Here is a 26,902-nt window from a genome sequence, read left to right on the forward strand (position 1 = left end):
CGGAATTGGTAGACGCGCTAGCTTCAGGTGCTAGTGTCCGTAAGGGCGTGGAAGTTCGAGTCTTCTTCTGGGCACCAAATTCCGAAAAGCCAGCTTCTTTGAAGCTGGCTTTTTTTATGCCTGCTGTTTTCTCAATATCCGCCTAATCAAAAACAATTCTTCTGTGTATAAATAAAATTTATTGTTTTTTAATAAATGGTGTTTTAACAAGAATGTTTTAATGAATTACGAGTTTCATTTTTAAGAGTTAAAAACAATTCCAAACAGTGAATACACAAGCATTTGATAACAAATGTTTGACTGATTTGTCCTTTGCTCTACATCAACAAACGCTCTTCTTTTTAAGACTTAAGATATTCCCACAATTCAAGTTAAGTCTTTAATCTGACTCTTACAGGTTAAACAAAATAAATTAAAAGCCTGCCGTGACCTCTCTGGATTCAAAGAAGGGGGGGCAGTGACAGACGGGGAATAGCTATGTCTACAGCTGATATTATTCCGGTCACCCAGAACACTCTTGGTAAGTTCCAGCCCATCGCCGACGAATGCATGGGAGAAGCCAATCCTTATTGTCAGGCGAAATGTCCGATGCATACCGACGTTCGGGGCTATGTAGGTCATATTGGCAAGAGTGAATTCAAAGAGGCTGTTGAATTAATCCGGAGTAAACTGTTTCTTCCTCGCACACTGGGCCGCATCTGCGCACATCCCTGTGAAGATGCCTGCAAACGCAATGAACATAAACACCCCCTATCTGTTGCTCAGTTAAAACGATTTGTTTGTGACAGCTATGACAAGCAAGAAGACTGGGATCTCACCAAAGCAGAAGACACCGGCAAACAAGTTGCAGTGATTGGCGCTGGCCCGGCAGGTGCACAGGCGGCGCTGGATCTTCGCCGCAAAGGCCACAACGTAACTATTTACGATCGCCTGCCAGAAAAAGGCGGCATGTTGCGGGTTGGGATTCCAGCCTATCGTTTGCCTAGAGATATTATTGACCACGAATATTCTCTGCTGGAAAAACTCGGCGTTAAATTCCACATGGGAATTAATATCGGCACAGATATTTCTCTCGACCAGTTAAAAGAAGAAAACGATGCCGTTGTTCTCGCCATTGGTGCTCACAAGGGTGTCATCATTCCCGTACCAGGCAACAACCTGAAAGGCACATTTGACGCTGTAGAGTTTCTGCGGGATGTCAGCTTAAACGGTAACTTCCCACAGCTTGGCAAACGAGTACTGGTTGTTGGTGGCGGAAATGTTGCTATGGATTGTGCCCGCAGTGCTATTCGCTTACATCAGGTAGAAACTGTGCACCTTTCCTGCCTTGAAGGTGACAAAGACGCCATGCCAGCCCACAACTGGGAAGTAGATGAAGCAGAAGAGGAAGGCGTTAAACTGCATATGGGTTTTGGCCCTCACCGTATTGAAGGTGAAGACCATATAACCGGTGTTATTCTTAAACCCTGCGTCTCTTTATTTAATGATGAAGGCCAGTTTTCACCGGCCTATGACGAAGAAACTCTGGCTAGTTTGAATGTTGATACGGTGATATTCGCCGTTGGTCAGCAGGTTGAATCTATTATCTCTACAAACCCTCTGCAGACTCTTTCCAACAGCAGAATAAAGAGCTGCAATATCAGCCTGAAAACCAGTGATCCAAAAGTTTTTGTGGCAGGGGATGCTAACGGCACCGGCATTGCCATTGAAGCTATGGAAGAAGGGCAGCGTGCAGCAGAAAGTGTTCACCGTCTCTTATGTAGGCAAGACTTGCTGGAAGGTCGCACCGCATTTTCTAACGACACAGAACTCCAAACAGTCATCCCAATAAACGATACCAAACCTGTTCGTCGCACCACTGAAGTTCGCTTACCAAAAGAACGGATTACAGATTTCAACGAAGTAGACAAAGGCTTCCTTGAACAATCAGCCATTGATGAAGCCAGCCGCTGTCTGCAGTGTGAATGCCGCCTGTGTATGCAGACTTGCACGATGCTGAACGACTACTGTCATTCACCTAAAGAACTCTGCCAGAAAATCATGAACTCCGGCAAGGTTGATCCGGAAGTCGCTTTCTCCTGCAATATGTGCAGCTCCTGCACACTGGTTTGCCCCCATGATTTTGATATTAAAGGCGCATTAATGAGTGCCCGGGTCGATATGGTGAAAAGCAATAATGGTGAATCTCCCATGAAGGGCCATAAAGCCATTAAAGTGCATCAGGCTCTGGGATTCTCAAAGGTTTTCAACACTGTACAAAAAGCACCGGAACCCCTTAAGAGCGATATTAAGCGTGTGTTTATTCCCGGTTGCTCTCTGCCATCCTATAAACCGGAACTGGTAGAAAAGACCTATGCTTTCCTGCAGGAAAAAATGCCCGGAATTGGCAGTATCCTGATGTGCTGCGGTAAGCCCACGAAAGCTCTTGGACAACAGGAACAGTTCAAGGAACGTTTTACTCAACTGCAAAATGCCATTGATGGAAGTGGTGCAGAAGAAATTATTGTCGCCTGTCAGAGCTGTTATCTAACCCTTTCCGAATATGCTAAACAGCCCGTGCGCTCTCTTTGGCAGATCTTCCCGGAGTTAGACCTACCCGAAGGCGCAAAAGATATTGGCCTGAACAGCGATGCAACCTTTGCTATTCACGACTCCTGCTCAACCCGCAATGTGGATTCCATACACGACGGCATTCGCTGGTTAATGGATGAAATGGGTTACAAGACTGAGGAACCACCACACACCCGAGAAACTGCCAAATGCTGCGGATTCGGCGGCATGGTTGTTCCCGCAAATCCTGAACTGGCCAGTCGGGTTATGACTTCCCGAACGGATGAGGTTGAATCAGATCACATGGTGTCCTACTGCGCAGCATGCCGGGAATCCATGGAGAAGGGGGGCAAAGATTCTCTTCACATTCTGGATCTGGTGTTCGGCGACACTTACATGGCAGACAACGCCACTAATAGAAATCACGGCGCTGTAAAGAGTTGGGTTAACCGCTACAAGAGTAAGCGTGGCCTGATACAGCTCGCTAACCTATAACAAATACACGACACAAGAAGCCTTTTACGCTCACACAGGGCGCAATCTATTCAGAGGCAGAAGATCCTCACGCCTAAATATGGGTTCACTGCCTTATTCATTGAGTTGCTTTATCAAAAGCCAGGGGGAGTACAATGAAAAAGTTAATGGCAGGAGCTGTTCTAGGACTCGCAGCTATAGCAGGTACGTGGACCTTTTTGCTTAACGAATCAGAAGTTGTAAAAGTTGAAGTTACAGCCAACAAAAACCAAACCTACTACAACGCCGATATCCTTCTAACACCGCAGCAAGTAAGAAATATGATGGCCGCTGGTGAAGATATTGTTCTGATCGACGTGCGCAAATCTGCTGACTTTTTTGGCAAAGGCCATATAGAAGGTGCACGCCAGGTTTGGCGTCCCGATATTTCTGCAGACGACAACGAATATGAGTTTGGTGGCATGCGCGCCACACGGGCGAAGATGGAAGAGCTTCTCGGCAGCCTGGGCGTAACAGCTGATACCACTATCATCCCTTACGATGCCAAAGGCAATTACGACGCCGCTCGCCTGTGGTGGATTCTGGACATGTATGGCCACAGCAAAGTTAAACTGATTGACGGTGGTTATCACGGCTGGTCTGCGGCTGGTTTTGAGATGGTTCGCAAAGAGTCTGCCAAACGCACACCAACTGAATATGAATTCACCTGGGAAGAAGACGATAGTCGCCTTGCCAACCTGGATGATGTTCAGGATGCCATTAAAGATCACGATGCCATTATTCTTGATACCCGTTCACTCGATGAGCATACCGGCGACAGTATGAAGAGCGGTGCCATTCGCGCTGGCCGCATTCCCGGCTCTGTGTTTGTGGAATACAAACAGGCACTGGATAAAGGCAACAACTTCAAATCTGTTGAAGAACTGAGAACAGTTTATGAAGCTGCTGGCATAACTGCCGATCGCCCAATCATCGCCTACTGCCAGTCTGCTGTACGTTCTGCCCATACAACATTTGTGCTGACACAATTGCTGGGTTACAAGAATGTGAAAAACTACGACGGTTCCTGGATCGAATGGTCTTATCACAAAGAACTCGATCTGGAAGATGGTAAAGCCGTTACCTCTGTTGTCTGGTAATTCATTATTTCCTGAGCCTGCTTAAACCACAGGCTCAGGCTCTCTTCTTTCGACAACTGCAATCTAATTCATCTGGAAACGGCTATGTCTGCTGAAAACAATGAAGGAAACAAAGGCAGCAAAACAAAACTGCTTGTTATTCTTGCTGTACTGGCCATCGCCATAGGCACACTCTACAAAACAGGTGCTTTCGAATATCTGACTCTTGATAACCTCAAGGCTATGCAAACCTGGATTACCAGCTACGGCATGCTGGCTCCGGTTATTTATGTTGGCCTTTACATTGCGGCCTGTTTGTTTTTTCTGCCCGGCAGCCCGGTGACAATCGTTGGCGCAATTATCTGGGGTCCCGTTCTCGGCTCTTTGTATTCCCTGATTGGCGCAAGCCTGGGCGCAGCCTGTGCATTTCTGGTCGCACGTTATGCAGCACGAGATATGGTTGAAGGCTGGGCTTCCAGCAATCAGGCCTTCCGCAAGATTGATGAAGGCGTTTCCAAACAAGGTTGGCGTATGTTGATGATTACCCGCCTTGTTCCCGTATTCCCATTTAATGTGCAGAACTATGCTTATGGCCTGACTGGTATCGGTTTCTGGACCTATTCACTGTTAACGGCTCTGTTCATTATTCCCGGCACGGTTGCTTTCTGCTTTATGGCGGGAGCAATTGCCAGCGGTGAGGGCATGTCCAGCGAAATGTTTCTTTACCTCGGCATTGGCGCTATCTGTTTTGTGGGGGTGTCCATGCTGCCATCACTGATGAAAAAGAAAGGTATTGGCGTAGACAGCCACGCCTGATTTCCTTTGAATGGAGTTGCAGGCAATACGCATGCAACCCATAAATACAGTCGTTGGAAATCACTAAAAGCGTGAAATCTGAAAAAACGGGTAACTTCTTCTATTAAAAACACTTTCCCGTTTAAAAGATCGATTTCTTACGTGATCTGAGTGTTGACAAAAACAGGGCTTATCCATAATATTCCACCCCGTTGCCGGCATAGCTCAGTTGGTAGAGCAACTGACTTGTAATCAGTAGGTCCCGAGTTCGACTCTTGGTGCCGGCACCATATTAAAGCCTTGCAAAGCAAGCACTTAGAAGCCTCGACATAGTCGGGGCTTTTTTGTATCTGCCTGATTGATACCTACCCCACACCACCACCTTCCACCAAATCATCCATCTGCCTTACGCATCATGGCGGCTTGTCTATGCTCAATTCTATAGACAATTCCAAGGTTGGAGGGAGAAAGAGGCTGATGGCACAGCACAAAACGCAGCAGGCATTCACACTCATAGAACTCATGATTGTTGTGGCTATTATTGGTATTCTGGCAGCAGTTGCCCTCCCTGCCTATAAAGCACATGCCACCCGCGGAAAAATTGCCGAAGGGTTGCAATTAGCCAGCGGAGCAAAAGCGGAACTGGTTGAGTTTTATTCAACATTCGGCGATTTCCCCAACGCAAGCAATATTCAATCTGGCATGACCAGCAATGTTGTTTACTTCAGCTCACCCAGTGGCAATGTTAGCCAGATCAACTGGTCCCCCGGAAAAGCCTCGCTGGAAATATGGTTTGGTTCTGATGCAGGGCCAGATCTGGATGGAAAAATACTCTGGTTAAAGCCTGATGCCTCCGGTGGAAATATCACTTGGACATGTGAAACAAACCCCAGCTCACTCTGGCGTATAGACAGCGAATTTCTTCCGGCAGAATGTCGGTAAAGTTGCAAACCTTACTTTATAGCTGTGTAGAAACTCCAATCAAAACCGGGATGAGGACTTCGTTCCCATCACCGCACCTCTACCCATTGGAGGGTGCAGTGACACTGAGCTTCCAGAAGATTTCGGCCCTTCTTTTGAATACAAACTGGTTATCGCCTGCGTAGAACTAAAAGTCTCCGATCGCGTTAAATGACTGCTGTGAAGAACCTGTTGTGAGCGGTACTGAGATCTCGAAGAACTCCTGCTCCAATGCCTTCTGTCCGTAAAAGGATGGCAACTCAGAGGATCCCCCTTATATGCAGAAAACTCCAAAGGAGGGGGCGGCGGTTGAGGAACTGGGTCAACCTTCAGCATTCGCTTGAAGTAATCATGGTTGCTAGCATGACGCGTCCAAATCACCTTCATCACCCGCCCATCCGGAAGCTGCCTTTTCCCCTGCAGAAACATATTAGCTCCACGACCTCTGGCAAGCATTACTCCCATACCTACATCTGAATACTGGCACCTCGCTCCAAAATCATAACGCGGTCTCCTTTTGGAGACTTCAGCCCCCGCCATGCCCATTTGCGGAACAGTAACCGGAGGCAGCTTACTCCTGATGAGAGAGACAAAACTCAGCAACGACATATCAGCCGTTTCTTTTTCTTGCGCTCTACTTTCCATAACGCCAGAAAGCACTGAACAGGATATAACTTGTTTCACTTTCAAAGGTGCTTCAGGCTTTTCCGCACTTCGTGAAATATCAAACCGTGCCATTAATTGAGCAGGGAACTGATTACTTCCCGCATACCTGTTTTTCAACATCCATAAAAAATGATCCTCCCCCTCCTCAAACAGAATGTAAGAATCCTGATCTGTTACTGAAGAGGTCAACTGATAAGAAAGGGTCAGTGCTCCTGTAGCCTTGCCAGGTATCAGGCTTAAACTAACTCTAATGGGCTCCTCACCATCCACACTTATCCAGACAAAATATCTTTCTGTTTCTATTATTTTTTCCTGCAAAGAAAGGAGGGAAAGTGATTCTTCCAGCAAAGTTACAGGTTTAGTTGTCGGTAATGAGGGAGGGGGAACACTCTCTAGGGAAGAATCACCTGGTAACTCAACAGCTACTTTGTGCGGCTCTTTCTTGACAGGGTAAGCACCGGCTCTTTCATACATATCAAGTGACGCCCTTGTGGCAGTCCAATTCCTTATGCTTGCAGAACGCTGAAATCCAGAAGAACCGGAAGACTCAAGCATTTGTCTATACCTATGATATTCCTCGTAACTACCACCTTTTCCTCTTGGAACATGAAAGGAGTGCCTAAATCTTTGATCAGACTGAAACTGGTGCTGTTTAACAGTTCTTGGACGCATAACCGCCTGATTGATTACAGCGTTCTTTGTAAAGCTCATACGTGCAGATAGCCATCCACGGCGATCGACGTTCATATCAGGTAAATCCAGACTAAACCCTGCAGTTCCTTGTGCAGGGTTATCAATGGAAAGAGAAAACCTTTCTTCCTGCCCCGACAAACATGAAAACAACCCAGCTTCAGCCTGATCAACTGTACATTTATTACTGTGTTTGGTTTCCATCAGCATTATCCAGGGCGAACGCCCCCTTTCATTCCTGTAAAGAAGGGCTGGTTTTCCAGCCATGCTGATATCAACAATATCTGCGGTTGATAGAGTTTCCGCAAATACAGAAGTCACCAGTTCAGGTTTTGAGCTTTGGGGGTTATATGGCTTTACGCTTCGCTGCTTTATTACCAGAACCAGCTTCACGGGCTTTCCACCCATTCCTCTGCCGGCATTATCGGCAAGCCACATTAGTGGATAACTCTTGTAGCTCTCTGCAGGGAAAATAGAGTCGCCACCTGTAGCAGTAGTTATTAAGGTAAATGCAGTGATGTATGTACTGCCGCTGTCTGATGCAGAAGACTCTCTATCCACCTCCAAATGAACATTGTCTATCTGCTGCTCTCCAACGATTATCTGACCAGTATACGAAAGAATGGCCAAGGCCAGCCTGGGAAGAAGAAACAACATAAGTGTCGTATATAACCACACTCTTAACTTTTTCTTTTGCTCCCTTTCTTTCACTTATTATGCCCATTACTTCTATGGTGGTTAGAAAAGTAGTCGTGAAAAAAAGAGCTGTGAAGCACGACAAGAAATAGTTAGTATCCGCACACTCCTATAATAAAAGTTGTAGTAAAAATTATGGATGTTCAGGTAGTTGACTACTTCGCCAGCGATGCCCACGAAAGATTTGTAGAATCCTTACACCACACTGGCTTTGCCGTTCTAACCAACCATCCCATACAGCAAAAGCTGGTTGAGTCTATCTACTCAAACTGGCTCAAGTTCTTTAACTCTTCTCACAAGAATGACTTTTTATTCGACCCGGAAAAGCAGGATGGTTTCTTTCCATCAGAAGTTTCTGAAACCGCTAAAGGACACACCAAGAAGGATATCAAAGAGTATTACCACATCTATCCTTGGGGACGAGTACCCGATGAACTGGATACTGAGATACGAAGTTACTATCAACAGGCTTCGGCATTGGCAGGGGAACTGTTGAGATGGGTGGAAAATAACTCTCCCGAAGAAGTTGTCAGTAGATTCTCAGAACCTCTGCCCAATATGATTGTGGATACTCCCAACACCCTTCTTCGGGTACTGCATTACCCACCATTTACCGGAGAAGAAGAGCCTGGCGCTATTCGCGCTGCAGCCCATGAAGATATCAACCTGTTAACCATTCTCCCGGCTGCCAACGAGCCTGGTCTACAGGTGAAAATGAAAGATGGAAACTGGGCGGATGTGCCATCAGATTTCGGCAATTTGATTATTAATACCGGCGATATGCTGCAGGAAGCTTCTGGTGGGTATTTTCCTTCTACCAGCCATCGGGTGATTAACCCTGTTGGTGGGAGTCAAGAGAACTCACGGATGTCTTTGCCTTTGTTTTTGCACCCTCGGAGTGAGGTAGTGCTTTCGGAGCGGCATACACAGCGGAGTTATTTGTTGGAGCGATTGAAGGAGTTGGGGGTTATTTAACTACTCCACTTTTTACAGCACTCGAAACTCAAAAATCGGGTGCTCACTATTCTTCCTGAACGGGTAACAAAAAACATTCATGAACAAGATGAATTAATTATCACCCAACTGGAACTGCAACAGGGTTTCTGCACTCTACTGGCAGTAGGTCATAACCATTTATAGGAGCGTTTGTCTGGCACTGCCAAACAACCATGGTACCTATACGATTTGGCACCCATCGAATAAATGTGCGTTTTAAATCGCCCATTGTATTGAGATCGTTAATCGTGATGGTAATAACACCCGTTGCGTTATCAAGGGCAATATTATTAATCCATCGACTTATATTTGCGATATCGTTCAATTCCGCTAAATAGCTTTGCTGATATGTACTCGCATTTAAGGTGCTATCTCGGTTTCCTGTAGAAACCATATCAACCTGAATTCCTACTTTCGCCGCAGATGCAGAAATAACGACTTCAGCCATTCGAGATCTAACCAAATAATCTTGATATGCCGGTAAAGCCATCGATGACAAAATAGCAATAATAATTACTACAATCATCATCTCTATCAGTGTGAACCCTTTATCTCTCACCATCACTTTTCCATTGCTGCTCAGCCAGATTCTTAATCTAATTTATACAAAAAGGCTAGGTAAGAAAAATCATACCTAGCCCTTAAAGTTATCAACTAACTATAAGTTGATTAACGATCTGCAAGTGCAGCAACTTGTGCAGCAAGCTGTGTAGCTACATCAAAACGACATTCTGCAGGGATGTACTCAAAAATGTCTGGGTTAACACCGTCAGGAGTTGCACACAACCACTCTACCTGACCAGTACGTGGAGTGTAAGCTGGGAAATAGGAGATTAACAAACCACTCAAACCACCATTCGCAACAAGGCCGCCCAGCTGGTTACCAACACCTTGGTTGGTAACTTCAAACTGAACATCTACACGGCCGTTTGTGTTGTCGACAACAAATGAAGCATCTTCAATAAACTGACTATCAAGTGCAGCTGCGGTCAGGTTGTTTTGAAACAATGCCTGAAACGTAACGGCATTTGGGAATGGCGCCACGGTGGAGTCAATGCTTCCGTAATTCAGAATTTCAGCCTTGATACTATCTTGAACGGTGCCAGCAGCAGAAAATACTTCAGTTGCACGGCTCTTAACCATGTAAGTCTGGTACTGAGGCAGAGCTACTGCAGCCAGAATACCAATGATCGCAACAACGATCATCAATTCAATAAGAGTAAAACCACTCTGTTGTTTTTTCATTTTTACATCCCCACTTTGTTGTTATATCCAGCCCAACCGGGCTATCTCCAGAGAGACAGTCCCCGGTCAATCCAGGAAACCTTTCGCAACCCATGCTGCGGCCTCACTTGCCATATACATATCAACCATCGTGCCAACTTTGTATAGAAAGGCCATGAAAGGCTCTAGCTGGGCATTTCGGTCAATTAGCTATTTAGCCAAGAAATGAAAAGTGTTTCGTTTGGTAACACATGTGCCGTTTTGCGGCACATAGAGTGGTGTCGTCGTGTGTCAGACGTTGTTCATAAAGCCCTGCTGTTCCAGCAGAGAGAGGATATTCTGGGAAAATTCCTTGTGAGATTCTTGCGTGTATTTCACGGCTGAATAAACCTGGGCAAGATTTTTTGCGCCGGATTTTTCAATCATCTTTTTCAGTTCAGGGAAGGTCATATAACGTTCCCAACCCTTAGTTTCCCGTTCGCTATAAATCTCAGTGATAGTTTCAGCAGAGTAATCTTTGTAGCTTTCACGATGAACCAAACCATCCAGTGGCAGGCGATCTCTTGGTTCAGGGGCTTCAGCCGGGTAACCCAGTGAATAACCAACAACAGGTACAACATGTTTTGGCAGTTCTAACACTTCAGCAATCTCGCCACAATTCGCAAGAGTGGAACCCATATAACAAATACCCAGCCCACGTGCTTCTGCAGCCAAAGCGACATTTTGGGAAACCAGTGTTGCGTCTATTGCGCCAATCATAAAACTCATCAGATTATCGAAATTTTCAGGCGCTTTATTCTGTTCCAGCCACATTCTCATTCGATGAAAGTCAGCACAAAAAGTCAGAAGCACAGGTGCATCTAGTACCATGCTCTGCTCCATGTGAGGCTTGAAGAGTTTTTCCCGCAGCGCTTTATCCTGAGTCACAACAATAGAGTAAGCCTGCATATTGCCTGAAGAAGAGGCACGAATTCCGGCTTCCAGTATTTCGTTTAATAATTCTTCAGGGATAGGGTCAGAGTGATATTTGCGAATAGGTGCGTGCTTTTTAATTGCTTCAATAACAGCCATTAAATTACCTGCGTTGTACTTCGATAGTTACATTGTGTTGGAGCAGGTTAGTCAGGCACACATTCTACCGGAAGGGCACAAACCTCTTAATTAGTAGTACGTGATGAGGGAGAACCTATTAGATTCTCCCTAGCTATTGAAGCCCTGTGTAAAAGCTAGATTACTTAACTTCTACCTCAGGATTTTCCCCAATTTCCCGGCCACAACGATGACCATTTCCACCCGGATTGATTAGATTGACTGGCAACTGATGGTTTTCTTGCTGAAGAAGTTGTTGGTGGCATTTTCGGTGGTGGGTTATGAGCCACTCTTTCAGTGGCAGGCGCCTGCCTTCTATCAACAGATTTAGTAGATGCTGTATGACTTACCTCTTGATGATCTGGGGCATACTGCCTTCCACTATCTTTATGAACAGGCTCTTGATAGTGGTGAACTTCTTCGTGCCGACGTTCAGCAGAAGGGCGCTCTTCTTGCGGAATTGCTTCCGCCTGTATCCAAACACCATGATCAAGTATGTAGAGAGAACCATCCTCTCCTCGACTTACCATGCGAATGACCGGTTCTAAATCGCCCTCTTCAGCCTCTCCGGCAATTCCCAAAACAGACTCAGCGGTGAGAAATTCACCAATATCCTGTTTTGCTTCTCTACGCTCAAGCAGGCTTGCCATTCTCTTAGCCAGTTCTTCAGGGTCAATCAATGCATGAATACCTGCTTCGGCTTCTCCTGCAGAGTCCAGACCCAGCGCAGGTCCATCAAATGTAAAGGCTGGTGCAGATGAGAGCTGGTTAGGAGGAGTAATTCCCAAAGGTACGAGAAAATGGCGTTTACTGTGAAGTTTTCCTCCAGCAGCCAGTTCTAAGTCCATACTGCTCAGCTTCATGTCGTCATAATGCTCTGGGAGAAAACTTGTCAGGTTTTGTACAAGGCTACCCCACAACTGATCCTGGTAATCACCCTGATTCAAGTAGTTACCAAAAGCCGACACATCCTCTCTTTCGAGCAGCTCCGTCAAGCGTTTAGCAAGTTCTTTTTTCGTATTTCTCTTTATAACCTCACGAGCACTTTCATAAATAATGGAGTTTCTCTTTAAGACTATATCGACAACTTCTTTCAGCACCTCTGGCGAAACGATGGCCGCTAATCGGTGAACTTGAGCCCAAAGGTGATGTTCCTGAATTGCTCGCAACTCTCCCTCACCGAGAGTGGATAATGTGGATGTTGCTGCCTGTATTTGCGCAGTATGCTCCGCCTCCTGACTATCCGCCCGTAGCTTAAGCTTCATGGGCATCTCTTCTCTGTACAGGCCGGTAGCCTCCTCCCTTTCTCTACGATTCGGAATAACATAAATAACCACTTCACCCGTCGTATATTGTTTTCCCGTTACAGTTGTTCCCGCCCTTGGAGTTAACTTTATACGCATAGAAGAGGGTTCAAGTTTCTCCGAAGGAATAGAATATGCTGCGCTATAGTAGGAGTTCCCTGCCTTGTACCACTCCGCGCTTAAGGTCCACCCGTCCGAAGTTCTTAAATTTGTGTTTAAGACTCTTCTAGTTTCAACAGTTTGAAAATCAACGGGTAATGGAAAGGTTTCATTTTTATCGTAGTTAGTAACTTTTACTTTGTTACTATCAATAGTGGTTTCTTCAGCCTCTTCTGAGGCTATATGAGACTCTTGAACATCCTCTTCTATAGCTTCCGCAGTTGGTTCATCAGTTTCTTCTTCAATATCTTTTTCTAATGCGCTTTCATCAGGTAGCTGCGCAGTTTCAGTGACGACAGGAGGTGTATCAATGTGTTCATGGCTGGCTTCATCAGCCTCACCCTGCACCTGAGACATTTCTTCAACTTCAGTCATAGTGATCACAGGGGAAGGTGTAGCATTCATCTTCGCTACCGTAGAGACAGGAGGAAGAACGGGCTGGCTGCTAATGCCCTCTTCTGAGGTATCCGAACTTACTACCTCCTGCGTTTTAGAAGTTCTGCCTTTTGTCGAGTGCTTAGATTGCGTTCTATTGCCAGTACGCAGAGCTGTTTTTCTCCCGACACTTTTAGGTTTTATAACCCTGGGCTTTTTAGGTGCGGTTTCGGCAACTAACGCATCATCTGTGAGAGTGTGTTTTACCCCTTTTTGAAGTCGTCGACTGCTTCTTATTTCCAGTGTTTTACCTGGGCTAACTTCCTTCAGATACGTATAGCTTCCAGAATCAGACGATTCTCCCAAAGCATCTCCAGGCAGGTGAACAGACGGCGTGCTACCTGCTTTTTCTTGCGTCGCGCCAACGTTCCCAACCCACAGCACCGTTAAAAGACTGAGAAATTGGAGCTGAAACACAGTGACCAGCACTTGGCGCATAAAAACCTCCTGCTCTGCACCAGAGAGTACGTACAGGGTGAAGAGGTATAGAACAGAGCTTGCGTTTTTACAGCTTTTTGTAAAGCACATAGCCTCCGTATTCTTCTTTGATCTATACGGCCATGAAATTCAGAGCTTCTACTCATAATGAACTGAACGCCGCCTCTTCCTGGATGAAAAGACAACTGCCGTAAATACTCTGTCTGTTTCACGTAAGGCTGACCTGCATCATTGCAGGGGCAGTGCATATCCAGCACATTTCTCAGTCTTCACAGTTTCTCAAATCAGTACTGATCACTGCATAAGTAAGAGAGATGCATGAGCGGATCTGGTTTGCCTGAGGTTGCCTTTTGAACGCAACCTAACGAGGTTCTCATGCAAGATATTCAAAAACCCGGTCACCTTCTGGACGCCCGCGGCTGCCTTTGTCCACAACCCTTGATCAAAACCCGTCGCCTTTGGAAAACCCTGAGTGCAGGGGAATCTTTCCGGGTTCTGCTGGACAATGAAATTGCCCATACCAACCTCGTATCATTTCTAAACGATCAGAATGCCCAACCTCTCACCAGCCGCGATGGTGATGATTGGATTATCGATGCCGTTCGCAGTGAAGGTGCTGATAAAACCCCGAAGAGGGCTCCAGATAAACCATCTGCACCACAGACATCTGAGCCCACAGCCGAGACACCAGAACAGAGTTCCCAGCAATCAACCTCAGATTATGTTGTTGCCCTTAAAAGTGATTGTATGGGGCAAGGTGATGACGATCTCGGCCGGATTCTGGTCAAAGGCTATATCAACACTCTTCTTGAGTTGGATAACAAGCCATCCGCCATTCTGCTTTATAACGGCGGTGCCAAGCTGGCAGTCCAGAACTCTGGTGCAGACGTTTCCCTGAAAGCGCTGGAAAACAGCGGTGTGGATGTAATCGTTTGCGGTGCCTGCGTAGATTTCTTTGAGATCAAAGACCAGCTGGCTGCAGGCCGCATTTCCAATATGTATGACATTGCTGAAAAGCTCGCTGCTGCCGGGCATGTGGTGTATCCCTGATGCTCACTTACTTTGATAATGGCGCCACCAGCTTTCCCAAGCCTCCACAGGTAGCAGAAGCCATGACCCGCTACCTGATGGAAGTAGGTGGTAACTATGGCCGCTCTGCCCATTCCAGAGCCCTAACTTCTGGAACAGCCGTTGAAATGTGCCGTGATCGGCTCGCGGAAATGATGGATATTTCACTGGTGGAACACCTTTGTTTTGCCAGCAACGCCACCCATGCCGCCAACGTGATTCTGCAGGGGTTGTCTTTCACAAAAGGGGCAGAGGTTTTGATCTCCCCGGTTGAGCACAACGCTTGTGCACGACCTTTAAAAATGCTGGAAGAGCAGGGTCATATTACTCTGGTGACTCTCCCTGCAGGCTCTGATGGCCGTATTCTTCCAGAAGAAGTCCCTGCCCTGATTAACAGCCATACAGCCCTGGTTGTGATTAATCATCAAAGCAATGTAAATGGCGTTATCCAGCCGATTGCCGCTATTCGTCAGGCGGTTGGTTATCTTCCCATTATGCTGGATGCATCCCAGTCCCTTGGAAAAATCCCTGTTCGTGTAGATGAATGGATGCTGGATTATCTGATCTTCACCGGCCACAAAAGTCTGTTGGGGCCAACCGGAACTGGCGGTTTATTTATTCGCCACCCAGATCGTGTTGAACCGCTGATACTCGGCGGCACTGGCAGTAACAGTGAACATTTATCCATGCCGCTGCAGATGCCGGATCGTTTTGAAGCTGGCACTCCAAATATTGCCGGGATTTTTGGTCTTCTTGCAGCTTTGGATAACAAGCCGGAACCTGCTCACAATCACGATGACTTCCTGAAGCTTTTGGATAGCATCGAAAGCATCCCCGGATATTCCATCCTGCGTACTGAAGACCCGGATAACCAGGGAGAAGTTATCTCCCTGAGCCACAGCAAAATGGATGCAGGAACTCTGGCATGGGAGCTTTCCAGCCGTTTCAATATTGAAAGTCGCTCCGGGCTGCATTGTGCGCCTTCAGCACACCAACACCTTGGCACCTTTCCAAATGGCACGTGTCGTTTAACGCCATCACCGTACCACTCCCTGGAAGACTTCGAGTATCTGTTGAACGCTCTGAGAGAAGTCTCAGCGTTTTGCGATTCACAGCAACTTTCATCACAGAAAAAAGCCTCATGAGCCGGACATTCCTGTTATTCAAAACCATGCGGTACGCCATTAAAGCTGAGGCCTTCTGCCGCGAGCAAAACATACATTGCCAAGTGTTGCCTGTGCCCAGAGAAATTTCTTCCGAATGCGGGATGAGTCTGGAAGTTGACCCAGCCAAAGCTGAAACCCTGAAAGATCAGCTTGAGGCTTCCGGCTTTCAGGTCACTCTTGCCCGTATTTGATTAAGGTTTATTTGTTATGTCCACTGAAACTGAAACCAGTTCTATTGAAACCAGCCCTACCGAAGTAGGGTCTGGCATCGACCTGCTCAAAACGGTTGAGTATGGCGGCTGCTCCGCAAAGCTTTCCCCCACCGAACTTGCAGGCATTCTCAGCCAGCTGAACTTCCCCAGTCATCCGGATCTTCTTGTGGATATCTCCACACACGACGATGCTGGTGTATACAAAATCAACGATGAAACCGCGCTGATTTTCACTACAGATTTTTTCCCACCGGTGTGCAGTGACCCGGAAGAGTTTGGCGAAATTGCCGCGTCTAATGCTTTGAGTGATGTATTTGCCATGGGCGGAAAGGCATTGATGTGCCTGAACCTGATGATGTACTCCACCAAAGATCTGCCGGTTCAGGGATTTGCAGAAATCCTTAAGGGTGGTCACGCGAAAGTTTCTGAAGCTGGGGCGCTGGTTGTTGGCGGACATACCATTGAAGATCATCCACCAAAGTTTGGCCTTGCGGTTATCGGTACTGTGCACCCGGACAAAATTGTCAGCAACAGTGGAGCTCGTCCCGGTGACAAACTTATTCTGACCAAACCTCTTGGTATTGGCGCACTGATCTCCGGTCATCGGGAGCAGCTTGCCAGCGATGAAGCTTATCGTGACGCTGTTGAACAGATGAAACTGCTAAACCGCACCGGCGCAGAAATCATGTGCAAATACGACACCCGCTGTGCAACAGATGTCACCGGTTTTGGTTTGCTGGGTCATGCACGCGAAATCGCCAACGGCAGTGAGACGACTCTGCGTATTACTGCGGAATCTCTGCCGCTTCTCGATGAAGCCTATGACCTGTTTGATGATGGCTGCATTCCCGGCGCAGCATTCCGCAACCTGCAATACATTGGTGATGATGCAATTTTCCGTGAAGATCTGGATTACAATCTGAAAATGCTCACCTGTGACGCCCAGACTTCTGGTGGTTTGCTGATCTGCGCTCCAGCTGAATCCGCAAACGATATGCTGGCCGAACTTATCGCCAGTGGAAAACACCCACAAGCCAGCATTATCGGAGAAGTCCTGCCCCGTGGCGAAACCTCTCTGATTATTGATTAATTCAATACAACTCCTCTACAGGCAATGCCTGTGGAGGAGTAAGCCTGCCAGTGGATGATTACTTCAGTTTGCCTATATTTAGAGGAAACCGAACAGTCGAAAAATCATCAGCTTTATGCCGGAACTAGCACCAAAAACAGCCGAATACAGGCAATTCTCCAGTCATGTAAAAACAACAATCGGTTTTTGTGCTTTTATTTTGGCGATCTCTCTCTCATCTCCTTCCAGATCGCAGCAAACCACAACGCCGCCTTCACCTCCAAAGGTCACAGTAAAAGAAGCCCTGAGTGAAGATCATCGCGGTAGTACTGTTGATATAACAGGCGTGGTTCTTCGGCAGATCGGGCCAGAAACCATCTTGTTGCATGACGGCACTGCTGCCATAGAAGTTGATGTTCCCCCCAACCAGATTCCCCAGAGTGGCCTTAAGCCCAACACCCGTATTCGCATCAAGGGTGAAGTCACTCACGAAGATAATGGCAGCCACGAAGTGGAAGCCAATCAGGTGTTCTGGACGTTCTAAAGAACTGATGTTTATATCTGGTTGCGAACTGCTCCAGCCAAAATTTCCTGCAAGCTTTACCACTACCTTCTAATATTCATGCTCTTCTCTTGAAGCTAAGTAACTGTCTGTCCCCCTTCAATTACCGACCCCTGAATCAGGCGGTACCTCTATGACGATCCTGCGACTCCATTACATACTCTTTGCTGTACTCGCTTTAATGGCTTCCATTGTCTGCCAGGCTAATGGGACCCCATTTTCCCTCCACCTCAAGAGAGAGATTCCCGGTGGAGGGTTACAGCAAAGACTTCTGCCTGCTGTCTACGGTCAGAACATTGCTCAAAATGGATACTTTGCAGACTTAGGCTCCATGGGTTTAACAGAGTCAAAGTTTGCACTACAGGTAACACCTGCCCAGGATGGTGTGATGCTTGTCCTGAGAACGACTCCAAGTGAAGGTGATGCTGATACAGCGCTTGACGAGTACACAGCCATTAACGGTGTTTTTCTTACTCAGGCAGATTCCAAATACCAATACCAACTGCTCAACTCACAACTGCAACCATCTGGTGAAGCTGTTGAGATTCCTGTCCCCGCCGAGCATAAGTACCGCCCAGTTCTTCATAGAAGAACAAAGACCAAAGCCGCTGCAATGCCTGATCCTGTTGCAGCCCTGAACCTATTGGTAACAACCTTTAGAGATCAGGACCCTCCTGATGGAGAAGAAGCTTCCAGCCTTGCCAAAGCTCTTGAGGATATTGAATGCCTTGAACCGACCCCAGAGGAGTTACTCTCTTTTGTTGAAGCCGGTGACGAACACACCGGAATAATGAGCCAGGACAACCAGTACGCAGTTCCGGTGCACGACATGGAGTCTCCCCTCGAAGACACAACGCATTTTGAACAGATCACGCCTGTGCCGTCGTCCAACAATCCATACCCTTCCATTATCACTACAGTTTACAGCCGGTCTGATATGCCCGATCTCGGACATGTGACAACTCCTATGTTTATTGAAGGCCCGGGAGCGAGAATGATCTCCCGTAATGGGGCAGCTGTGAAAGGTGACCTGTATTTTTTACAAGTCACAGAGAGTGATCATGGAGGAATGTTCGTAGCCTTAAATCAGCTGCATAAACCAACGGTGGAAGAATCTGCTCTGTCTTTACCTGACAATGATGCAGAACTCGTTTTGCACATAGATGCTGGTAACCAAAAAGTGACTCTGTTTGGTGCCAAAGAAGTACATCTCGCAGGGGCTACCCTTGGTTCACCACTCCCCAAGTTGGCAGCAAGCGCTACATTTGAACGCAAAGTCAAAAACATTAACCACGTAAAACTGGCAAATATGATGTCCGGGTGGGTGGACTGGCTTCACCAACCTGATCATAGCTCTCACACAGCTTTTCCAGAACTCGATGAGAAAACTCTAGCTTCTTGCTTTAATGGTCAGCGTACTCCGGTAACACAGCTGGATTCCCGAATATCCTTTAGCCACCTCCCAGATCCATGGGATTTGCACATGGGATATAAGCGCTCCCATCTCCATCTCCGCAATTCGCTGGCTGACCCATTCAATTCCTCTCACGGTTTAGCCACAGACGAACTTTATCTGCGAGACGAAGATGGTAACAAAACACCTTATTCACTTCATTTGAGATCCCATAACCCACACAGTTACGTAGCAACTCTTCACTCATTGCCTTACGGGCTAAGTAAAAAAGATCAGGCTCTGACTCAAACAGAACGGTTAATGAATGGTGCAACGGATGCCTTGGCAACACTGCATGTTGAATATGTAGAAGACGGCAAAATGCGCGTTCGGATGTATAACCAGGATGGGAGCCTGCATCTCGAAAAAAATCTTGCTGCAAGCTGGGATATGAGCAAAGACAGAATAAATCTTCAGCCTGTGCAACTCACTGATGAAGAAGCACAGAATACAACTATTAACCTGCCCGGCATTTCCGTTTGTACAAATCTGCTGGCCCATGCCACCACGGGTGAGTTCGTCGGTGACATTGATGAAAGCCAGCTGACCGCCTTAACACATCCCCAGACTTCACTAGACACTTCTAGCAGTAGTGGCGCTTACTATAGTGATGTCCAACGAGATGGAGCCGTACCACATTACAGAGGATTTGTTTCTCGTCAGCTTGTTGGTGTTGTGAAAGCACCGGTTAAGCACCCCAAAATAGCAATAGGAATGGGAGTTGGCTTAGGGGTGGGTTTAGCCACAGGCGCTTACTATTTCCCTGCAGAAGCCACAATGGTCTACAACGGACTTATGTGGGCTGCTGGAGGGTTTGGGCTTCTTAGTTCTGGCGGGGGGCAAAACGGTGGGTCAAATCCAAATCAAGATCCACCGCCGCCTCCTCCCCCTCCACCACCGCCTCCTCAAGGTAATGGCAATGGCTCCGCTCCCGGCAACAGTTCACTTTCTGACCCTGTGATCCAATTTAATGATTCGTCACAGCTGCCAGGAAACTCTTCTCCTATGCCCTACGGACCACCACGTCAGCCAACTGGCCCTAAAGGCGGACCAAGTGGTGGATAACACTAGGTTGTTTATGAAAAACACTATGAGGAGCCAGCGGATGGCTCCAGTTTTTCGAAGAGGCCAGAAGCTTAGAGAAGCAGGCCTTCCCATTCAGCACCGGGATCACCCAACACATAAAAGTCTGGGTTGAGGAGTGTTTCTTTATCGTTATAACGCAGCGGCTTAAGTTCACCATTGAGAACCACGCCACCAGCGCCTTCAACAATAGCCTGTCCGGCCGCTGTATCCCACTCGCTGGTAGGGCCTCTGCGGGGATAAATATCCAGAGAACCTTCTGCTACAAGGCAGGTTTTCAGCGAGCTGCCGGCAATGGTCAGATGCACTTCAGAGAAACGTTGCTCAAAACGGTCTATCAGATCTTTTAATCGATCTCGTCCGTGATGGCGGCTGATAGCAACATTCAGCAACCCTTCCGGTGCACAAGGGCGTGTCTGGATCGATACAATTTCACCACCTTCTTTCTGCCGCCATGAGCCGTGGAGTGCACTACCTCCGTAATAAAATGCCCGTGCAACAGGGGCATAAATAATACCAAGAACAGGGCGGCCTTCTTCCATCAAGGCAATATTTACGGTGAATTCATCAGTGCGGGCAATAAACTCTTTGGTGCCGTCGAGAGGGTCAACAAGCCAGTAGCGCTGCCACTTTTTCCTCTCTTCCAGAGAAGGAAGAGAGCCTTCCTCTGAGATTACAGGTATTCCAGCCCCAAGCTGCTCAAGTCCGTCGGTGATAATCCGGTGAGCCTGTCGATCCGCTTCTGTTACCGGCGAATCATCAGACTTCTGGATCACATCAATTCTTTCCTGAGAGTACACCGTAAGAATGGCTTCTCCAGCCTTCAGGCAAAGCTCTTTCAGGCTGTCTACAAGAGCAGCATGGTCGATGGTCATGCAGATACCCCCGATTAATTCTGGTTACGTCCCTGAATAATATCCCGTGTCAGATAGAGCGCAGCCATGGCTCTGGCTTCAGTAAAATCTGGCCGGGCGACCAATTCAGGCAATTCATCAAACGAAAAGATATGAACACCCAGTGGTTCAGGCTCATCACCTTCAAGGCGTTCTTCATAGAGATCCTGTGCCAGTACCACCTGCATATGGTGGGTCATATAGTTTGGCGACAGGGTAAATTCTGTCAGGTGTTCAAGCTTTTTAGCACCATAACCGGCTTCTTCCTTCAGCTCCCGATTGGCCCCATCCAGAAGATCCTCTCCAGCTTCCACCAGTCCTTTGGGCAGCGACAGCTGATAATCCTCAGTACCGGCCGCGTATTCTTCAATCATCACAAAACGGTTTTTATCCAGCAGAGGAACAACCATCACCGCCTGATGCCCACTGCCAAAACCGGCCAATCGTTCATAAATACGCTCTACACCATTGGAAAAGCGTAGCTTTAGTTCTTCTACACGAAACAGCGCACTGCGGGTCACTTCCCGGACATTATGAATTTCTGGCAGTTTTTTCATATTTCTTCTGATCCGGACAGCTGATTGAGAAAGTCAGTATACGCCGCACTGTTTCAGGCTCCTAACGGAAGCGCTGATTCCAGCCGACATACACTCTAAGTGCTTTTCGGGAAACAGCCTTGAACATTTCACAGATACTCCGTTCTTTCTTCCTAGTGTTGCTGTTCACCGCTGCTACCGGGTTTGCGGAAGATAACACTTTAGATCAACAGATCATTCCCGGCTTAAGGAACAGTGCCACTTACCAGGCCAATAACCGTGTGGAAAAGGTCATTCTCAAGGCCTGGCAGACTCAGTACCAGCAGTTTATGGATGTTGGGGATCTTCCCAAGGCCGTTGGCCTTCTTAATGCCCCGATTTCCGGGCTGAGCGAAGACCGTGGTCGCCATCTGCTTTCCTTTTCAGCATTCAGTGGTTTCAAAAAACTGGCAACCTGGGCTCTGACAAAAGGAGCCGACATCAACCGTGGTGATAAAGACAATGCCACCATGCTCAGAATGGCTATAGCCAACCAATTGCCCTACATGGTGGAATTCGCCCTGAAAAATGGCGCCAACCCCAACTGGCTTCAGGGTGCAGGTAAAGATAATACTCTCGGCGATATGATGCGTTTCAGTTGGCCACTGCATGGTTTTGAATTGGCCTGGGAGCATGGAGCACGGCTGAGAAATAAAGAACAGCGTGACAAGTTGATCGCCTACCTGAAAAAAAAGCACACCGATGAATCCTGGAAAGAACAGGCCCGGCTGAGATATTTTCTGGAAAAGCTGAAATCCCCCGTTGCCCTTGTTCCAGAATCAAAACCTGTTCTCACCACAACACCGGGGCAGTCTGTTGAAACTTATATGATTGGAGTGATGGATTCCGCTCTCAAAGATGCGTTAATTGAAGGAAGGCTGAGTTCATTTGATGTCATCAACTTCAATGTTCACGGCATTCCTTTGGTGCATTACCTTACCTTTAACGGCATGACGGAAACCCTCAGCCATGTCCTTAACAGCCTGCCCAAATCAGCGGCGATTTATCAGGCAAAGCGCCGGGACAGAACAGGAAATGATCTGATCACAACAGCAATAAAGAGCCTGAGTGCCGAGGCACTACGAATAGCACTGACAACTTCCAGCGATCACGTAAACGCCAAAACTCCATCTCTGCCAATTTACTACAGCAAAGGCAACACACCACTTCATATTGCTGTGCAGTGGGAAGCTCCTGATGAAATCTTCGTTCTATTGTTTGAGTACGGAGCTAAAGGCAGCTTAGAGATCACTAATGATTCAGGGCAGACACCAGAACAGCTTCTTGAACAGTGGTACCCGGACTCACAACACTATGAACGAATCAAAAAAGCCCTTACTCAATAAAACTACTGCTTACGTAAAACCTCTCTTTTTATAACCAGATTAAAGGTATGATTTGGTGAAACGCTTTGTCGGTTCACCAAAATGATTAACTGGAAAGATATCGATACTGTTCTGTTCGATATGGACGGAACCCTTCTCGACCTGCACTTTGATTCCTACTTCTGGAAGCAGCTGGTACCTGAACGTTACGCCGATAAAGAGGGCATCAGCAGAGAAATTGTCTGGAATATTATTGGCCCCAAGCTGGAAGAGATTGCCGGCACTCTGGAATGGTATTGTTTCGACTACTGGACCCGGGAACTGGGGATGGACATCCTTGGGATGAAAAGGGACATCACCCATAAAATCCAGTTCCGCCCCCATGCAGAGCAGCTGCTGAAAAAGCTTCACACTTCAAACAAAAAGATCATTCTCGCCACGAATACTAACCGGGATGGCCTGAATCTGAAGATGGAATTCATTCCCTTTGCCCAGTATTTTGATGAGCTTTATTCCTCCCACGACTTTGGCCATCCCAAAGAAGAGCAGGCGTTCTGGCAGAAGCTTTCCCAGAATCTCAACTTTGACCCCGCCCGAACCCTGTTTATTGATGACAGCCTTGAAGTTCTTCGTTCTGCCCGCACTTATGGGATCAAGCATCTGCTTGCGATTTCTCAACCGGACCTGACTCTTCCAAAAGTCGAAACCGGGGAATTTCAGGCTATAGATAACTTCTGTGATCTTCTTCCCATAGAGTAAATGGCTGTTAATGAGTAAACGAAACCAGAAACCGGAAACCAAAGAGCAGGGACAGGAAAAGGTTCGTCTGGACAAATGGCTGTGGGCAGCCCGCTTCTATAAAACACGCTCTATGTCCCGCGATGCCATTGAAGGTGGCAAAGTCCATGTGAATGGGCAGCGCGCTAAACCCAGTAAAGATGCCCGTGTTGGCGACACTATCGTTTTGCGTCAGGGTTTTGATGAAAAGGTCATTGTCATCAAAGCTCTTTCCGATACCCGTCGTGGCGCGCCTGAAGCCCAACTGTTGTACGAAGAAACCCAGGAAAGCATAACCAAGCGTGAAGAAGCCGCGGCTAATCGCAAGGCTTTGCGTGGTTCCTATCCAGTATCTGAACATCGTCCGGACAAAAAGCAGCGCAGGGATATAGAACGTTTTCGCCAGCAGGACTTTGAGAACTGAAGCTACTCTTCAGTGCCGAGAGATAAGGAAATAACCGGCCATGTTAATTAAATCGATCATCATCGGCTGCATGCTGATGATTGTTACTATCCTGATTCACTCCTGGGGCACGAGCCGCCTGATGAGGTTTTTTCAGGAAAACAATGTTCAGTTACATCAACGTTTCGGTAAGCATGCAGGGTTTATCATTCTCTGCGGCTCATCGATTTTCCTGCTCCTTCTGCATGTTGCTCAGGTTGTTTTCTGGGCGATTCCCTATGTGACCTTTGCAGAATCTCCCGACATCACAAGTAATGTTGATGCTGTGTATTTTTCCATGGTGACTTACACGACACTGGGTTACGGAGATATTACTCTGGCAGGGGAGTGGCGTCTTCTGAGCGGGATCCAATCAATGAATGGGATCCTGTTATTTGGCTGGAGCACGGCTATGTTGTTTATGGCCGTACAAAAGCCCTGGCTGAATGTAGATTTGCCTGAGGTGCACAAGGAGCAAAGTGAATAACGCAACTTTGCCAAACACTGACCCTTTTCGTTGATGTAAATCAAGTCAGGTTATATGGGAGCGTGTTGATCTAGGAATCACAGAGAATTCCTTAATTAACAACAAAGACAGCTCCTATATGACTGACACTAATATCACCCCTCTGTACTCATCAGGTGAAAGCTATTTTTTAACCGGGGCCACAGGTTTTATCGGTCGTTTTCTGGTTCACAAACTTCTTGAACGTAATGGCCATTTGCATCTGCTGGTACGGGAATGTGAAGGCCCGCAGGTAGAAGGCCTTCTTAAACAGTGGCAGCCAGCTGAAGGACAGATTCAAGTTTACTATGGCGATCTGTCAGAGAAGAATCTTGGTCTCGATAGCCAAAAGCTGCAAAGCCTGAAAGGCAACATTGATCACTTCTTCCATCTGGCAGCGATATACGACATCAATGCCGATGAAGACTCCCAGATGAAAGCGAATGTGGAAGGAACCCGCAATACGCTTGAACTCGCTGAAAACCTGCAAACCAGATGCTTCCACTACTTCAGCTCTATTGCAGTTGCCGGTCTTTATGAAGGCACCTTTAAGGAAACCATGCTCGATGAAGCAGGGCCTTTCAAAAACCCTTACCTGAAAACCAAACATCTGGCTGAACGCGTTGTTCAGAATGAATGCTCTCTGCAGTGGCGCATCTATCGCCCAGGTATGGTCATTGGCCATTCCCGAACCGGCGAAATCACTAAAGCCGATGGTCCTTATTATCTGTTCCCGGCTATCCGCAAACTTCGCAACAGCCTGCCTCAGTGGCTGCCGATGATCGGTATTGAAGGCGGCTACATGAATCTGGTGCCGGTGGATTATCTGGTTGATGCTGTGGACCATATTGCTCACCAGCCCGGCTTTGATAACAGGTGCTTCCACATCACTGATCCAACGCCTAAACGACTGGGTGAGTTGATGAGCACTTTCTATTCTGCCAGTGGCGCGCCTCGCATGGCCTTTAGACTGGACTCCAATGTCGTCAGCCCGGTTATAGCTATGGTGCTGAAGAGTCTCTGGCAAATGCCAGCTGTGACCAAACTGTCCGAGACAATTCTTCAGGATTTGAGCATTCCTCAAGCTGCAATGGACTTTATTAACTTCCCAACAACTTACGACCGCACCAATACTGATTCAGCACTGGAAGGCAGCGGGATTCGCATTCCTAGACTTGAAGACTACGCATCAGTTCTATGGCACTACTGGAATCACAACCTTAATGAAGAACGACTGAGTGAATCGATCCTTTCTCAGAAGGTAAAAGAGAAGGTTGTTTTAATTACAGGGGCAGCGTCGGGTATTGGTCAGGCTACTGCGATGCGTCTGGCAAGCAGTGGTGCACATCTGGTTCTGTTTGATCGCGATGAAGAAAATCTGGCAGTCGTTGCCAAAGCTATCCGGAAAGAAGGTGGAAAGGTCTGGACCTGGGTTGTTGATCTCACCAGTGAGCAGCAATGCAACAACGCAATGCAGGGTATTAAGGAAACCCTTGGTGGTGTGGATATTCTTATAAACAACGCAGGTCGTTCGATTCGCCGGGCTATCAATAACAGTTACGACCGTTTCCACGACTATGAACGTTGCATGGATATCAATTACTTCGGTGCCATGCGCATGATTATGGGTTGCTTACCAGAGATGGAAGAAAACCAGCATGGGCAGGTTATTAACATCTCATCAATTGGTGTTCTTGCCGGAAGCCCAAGGTTCTCTGCCTATGTAGCTTCCAAAGGTGCTCTGGACGCCTTTACCCGCTGTGCCAGCTCAGAGTACGCAGACAAAGGCATTGTGTTCACCACCATCAACATGCCCTTGGTGCGCACGCCAATGATTGCTCCAACCAAGCTCTATCAGAACGTACCAACGCTCACGCCTGATGAAGCAGCGGACTTGATTATTAAAGCCATCATTCGTCGTCCAAGTCGTATTGCTACGCGTATGGGGCTTACTGCACTGGCACTGTACGAAACCATGCCACGACTTAGCGAACTGATGATGAGTGCCAGCTACAACATGTTTGGTGAATCAAAAGCAGCGCTGGGTAATAACCGAGAGACGGTTGAAAAGACAGAAGGTACAGAGGAGCGCAAACCTTCTCCCGAACAACGTCTGTTGATGGGTTTACTGAAAGGCGTTCAGTGGTAAACGCTGTAGTTTGATTGTCTGTAAGTAGC

Annotated in this window: 23 protein-coding genes and 1 tRNA gene; 17 read left to right on the forward strand and 7 right to left on the reverse strand. The window is 47.3% G+C overall.

The features are described from left to right. Nucleotides 1-477: 477 nt before the first annotated feature. The 5 genes from ACY2RR_RS23850 to ACY2RR_RS23870 all read left to right on the forward strand — a co-directional run bounded on the left by ACY2RR_RS23850 (nt 478) and on the right by ACY2RR_RS23870 (nt 5,879). Entirely contained in the window at nt 478-3,045 is a 2,568-nt protein-coding gene (locus ACY2RR_RS23850; RefSeq protein ID WP_490110707.1) for an FAD-dependent oxidoreductase, read from the forward strand. A 134-nt stretch (nt 3,046-3,179) separates the two neighbouring features. Then, entirely contained in the window at nt 3,180-4,163 is a 984-nt protein-coding gene (locus ACY2RR_RS23855; protein ID WP_490110708.1) for a sulfurtransferase, read from the forward strand. A gap of 84 nt (nt 4,164-4,247) precedes the next feature. Continuing rightward, nucleotides 4,248-4,958 carry a TVP38/TMEM64 family protein gene (locus ACY2RR_RS23860; protein WP_490110709.1) on the forward strand — a complete coding sequence of 237 codons (711 nt, stop codon included), beginning with the start codon at nt 4,248-4,250 and terminating at the stop codon, nt 4,956-4,958. A gap of 193 nt (nt 4,959-5,151) precedes the next feature. Continuing rightward, a tRNA-Thr gene (locus ACY2RR_RS23865) sits at nt 5,152-5,227 on the forward strand. 187 nt (nt 5,228-5,414) lie between these two features. Then, nucleotides 5,415-5,879, forward strand: coding sequence for a pilin (locus ACY2RR_RS23870; RefSeq protein WP_490110710.1), 465 nt, complete (start codon nt 5,415-5,417; stop codon nt 5,877-5,879). A 39-nt stretch (nt 5,880-5,918) separates the two neighbouring features. Here the strand turns inward: ACY2RR_RS23870 and ACY2RR_RS23875 are convergent, their stop codons facing one another. Further along, nucleotides 5,919-7,646: a hypothetical protein gene (locus ACY2RR_RS23875; protein ID WP_490110711.1), complete on the reverse strand. Its 1,728-nt coding sequence runs from the start codon at nt 7,644-7,646 to the stop codon at nt 5,919-5,921. Between the two features lie 438 nt (nt 7,647-8,084). On the opposite strand from ACY2RR_RS23875, the gene ACY2RR_RS23880 reads away from it, so the two are divergent. Next, nucleotides 8,085-8,924 (forward strand): 2OG-Fe(II) oxygenase family protein, encoded by an 840-nt coding sequence (locus ACY2RR_RS23880; protein WP_490110712.1) that lies wholly within the window; start codon nt 8,085-8,087, stop codon nt 8,922-8,924. 100 nt (nt 8,925-9,024) lie between these two features. Here ACY2RR_RS23880 and ACY2RR_RS23885 read toward each other — a convergent pair whose 3' ends face one another. The 4 genes from ACY2RR_RS23885 to ACY2RR_RS23900 form a co-directional block, all read right to left on the reverse strand. Then, complete coding sequence (locus ACY2RR_RS23885; RefSeq protein WP_490110747.1) at nt 9,025-9,507, reverse strand: pilin; 483 nt, start codon at nt 9,505-9,507, stop codon at nt 9,025-9,027. Nucleotides 9,508-9,614: 107 nt separating this feature from the next. Beyond that, on the reverse strand, nt 9,615-10,190 hold the full coding sequence (locus ACY2RR_RS23890; RefSeq protein WP_490110713.1) for a pilin: 576 nt from the start codon (nt 10,188-10,190) through the stop codon (nt 9,615-9,617). A gap of 270 nt (nt 10,191-10,460) precedes the next feature. After that, nucleotides 10,461-11,240: a nitroreductase family protein gene (locus ACY2RR_RS23895; RefSeq protein ID WP_490110714.1), complete on the reverse strand. Its 780-nt coding sequence runs from the start codon at nt 11,238-11,240 to the stop codon at nt 10,461-10,463. A gap of 176 nt (nt 11,241-11,416) precedes the next feature. After that, the gene (locus ACY2RR_RS23900) at nt 11,417-13,594 is read right to left on the reverse strand and encodes a hypothetical protein (RefSeq protein ID WP_490110715.1); all 2,178 of its coding nucleotides are present in this window, start codon (nt 13,592-13,594) and stop codon (nt 11,417-11,419) included. Between the two features lie 375 nt (nt 13,595-13,969). Between ACY2RR_RS23900 and yedF the strand changes: the two genes are divergently transcribed. The 6 genes from yedF (at nt 13,970) to ACY2RR_RS23930 (ending at nt 20,189) form a co-directional block, all read left to right on the forward strand. Beyond that, complete coding sequence (yedF, locus tag ACY2RR_RS23905; protein WP_490110716.1) at nt 13,970-14,644, forward strand: sulfurtransferase-like selenium metabolism protein YedF; 675 nt, start codon at nt 13,970-13,972, stop codon at nt 14,642-14,644. Continuing rightward, the gene (locus ACY2RR_RS23910; protein ID WP_490110717.1) at nt 14,644-15,807 is read left to right on the forward strand and encodes an aminotransferase class V-fold PLP-dependent enzyme; all 1,164 of its coding nucleotides are present in this window, start codon (nt 14,644-14,646) and stop codon (nt 15,805-15,807) included. The genes yedF and ACY2RR_RS23910 overlap by 1 nt, the downstream gene beginning before the upstream one ends. Next, nucleotides 15,804-16,019: a putative Se/S carrier protein gene (locus tag ACY2RR_RS23915; protein ID WP_490110718.1), complete on the forward strand. Its 216-nt coding sequence runs from the start codon at nt 15,804-15,806 to the stop codon at nt 16,017-16,019. Before ACY2RR_RS23910 ends, ACY2RR_RS23915 begins: the two co-directional genes overlap by 4 nt. Nucleotides 16,020-16,035: 16 nt before the next feature. Further along, the gene (gene selD / locus ACY2RR_RS23920) at nt 16,036-17,130 is read left to right on the forward strand and encodes a selenide, water dikinase SelD (RefSeq protein ID WP_490110719.1); all 1,095 of its coding nucleotides are present in this window, start codon (nt 16,036-16,038) and stop codon (nt 17,128-17,130) included. Between the two features lie 115 nt (nt 17,131-17,245). After that, nucleotides 17,246-17,653 (forward strand): NirD/YgiW/YdeI family stress tolerance protein, encoded by a 408-nt coding sequence (locus ACY2RR_RS23925; protein ID WP_490110720.1) that lies wholly within the window; start codon nt 17,246-17,248, stop codon nt 17,651-17,653. A 151-nt stretch (nt 17,654-17,804) separates the two neighbouring features. Then, nucleotides 17,805-20,189: a hypothetical protein gene (locus tag ACY2RR_RS23930; RefSeq protein WP_490110721.1), complete on the forward strand. Its 2,385-nt coding sequence runs from the start codon at nt 17,805-17,807 to the stop codon at nt 20,187-20,189. A gap of 71 nt (nt 20,190-20,260) precedes the next feature. Here the strand turns inward: ACY2RR_RS23930 and cysQ are convergent, their stop codons facing one another. Continuing rightward, nucleotides 20,261-21,082, reverse strand: a complete 822-nt coding sequence (gene cysQ / locus ACY2RR_RS23935; RefSeq protein ID WP_490110722.1) for a 3'(2'),5'-bisphosphate nucleotidase CysQ — start codon at nt 21,080-21,082, stop codon at nt 20,261-20,263. A 14-nt stretch (nt 21,083-21,096) separates the two neighbouring features. Next, complete coding sequence (nudE, locus tag ACY2RR_RS23940; protein WP_490110723.1) at nt 21,097-21,657, reverse strand: ADP compounds hydrolase NudE; 561 nt, start codon at nt 21,655-21,657, stop codon at nt 21,097-21,099. A gap of 119 nt (nt 21,658-21,776) precedes the next feature. Here nudE and ACY2RR_RS23945 point away from each other — a divergent pair, with 119 nt between their 5' ends. From ACY2RR_RS23945 to ACY2RR_RS23965, 5 genes are all read left to right on the forward strand, one after another. After that, nucleotides 21,777-23,021, forward strand: a complete 1,245-nt coding sequence (locus ACY2RR_RS23945; protein WP_490110724.1) for a hypothetical protein — start codon at nt 21,777-21,779, stop codon at nt 23,019-23,021. An 81-nt stretch (nt 23,022-23,102) separates the two neighbouring features. Continuing rightward, entirely contained in the window at nt 23,103-23,759 is a 657-nt protein-coding gene (gene yrfG, locus ACY2RR_RS23950) for a GMP/IMP nucleotidase (protein ID WP_490110725.1), read from the forward strand. Between the two features lie 10 nt (nt 23,760-23,769). Beyond that, complete coding sequence (hslR, locus tag ACY2RR_RS23955; protein ID WP_490110726.1) at nt 23,770-24,201, forward strand: ribosome-associated heat shock protein Hsp15; 432 nt, start codon at nt 23,770-23,772, stop codon at nt 24,199-24,201. A 40-nt stretch (nt 24,202-24,241) separates the two neighbouring features. Further along, nucleotides 24,242-24,706, forward strand: coding sequence for a potassium channel family protein (locus ACY2RR_RS23960; RefSeq protein WP_490110727.1), 465 nt, complete (start codon nt 24,242-24,244; stop codon nt 24,704-24,706). A gap of 118 nt (nt 24,707-24,824) precedes the next feature. Further along, nucleotides 24,825-26,873 (forward strand): SDR family oxidoreductase, encoded by a 2,049-nt coding sequence (locus ACY2RR_RS23965; RefSeq protein WP_490110728.1) that lies wholly within the window; start codon nt 24,825-24,827, stop codon nt 26,871-26,873. The last annotated feature ends 29 nt before the right edge of the window (nt 26,874-26,902 follow it).

Source organism: Parendozoicomonas sp. 2304DJ65-17, assembly GCF_058148445.1.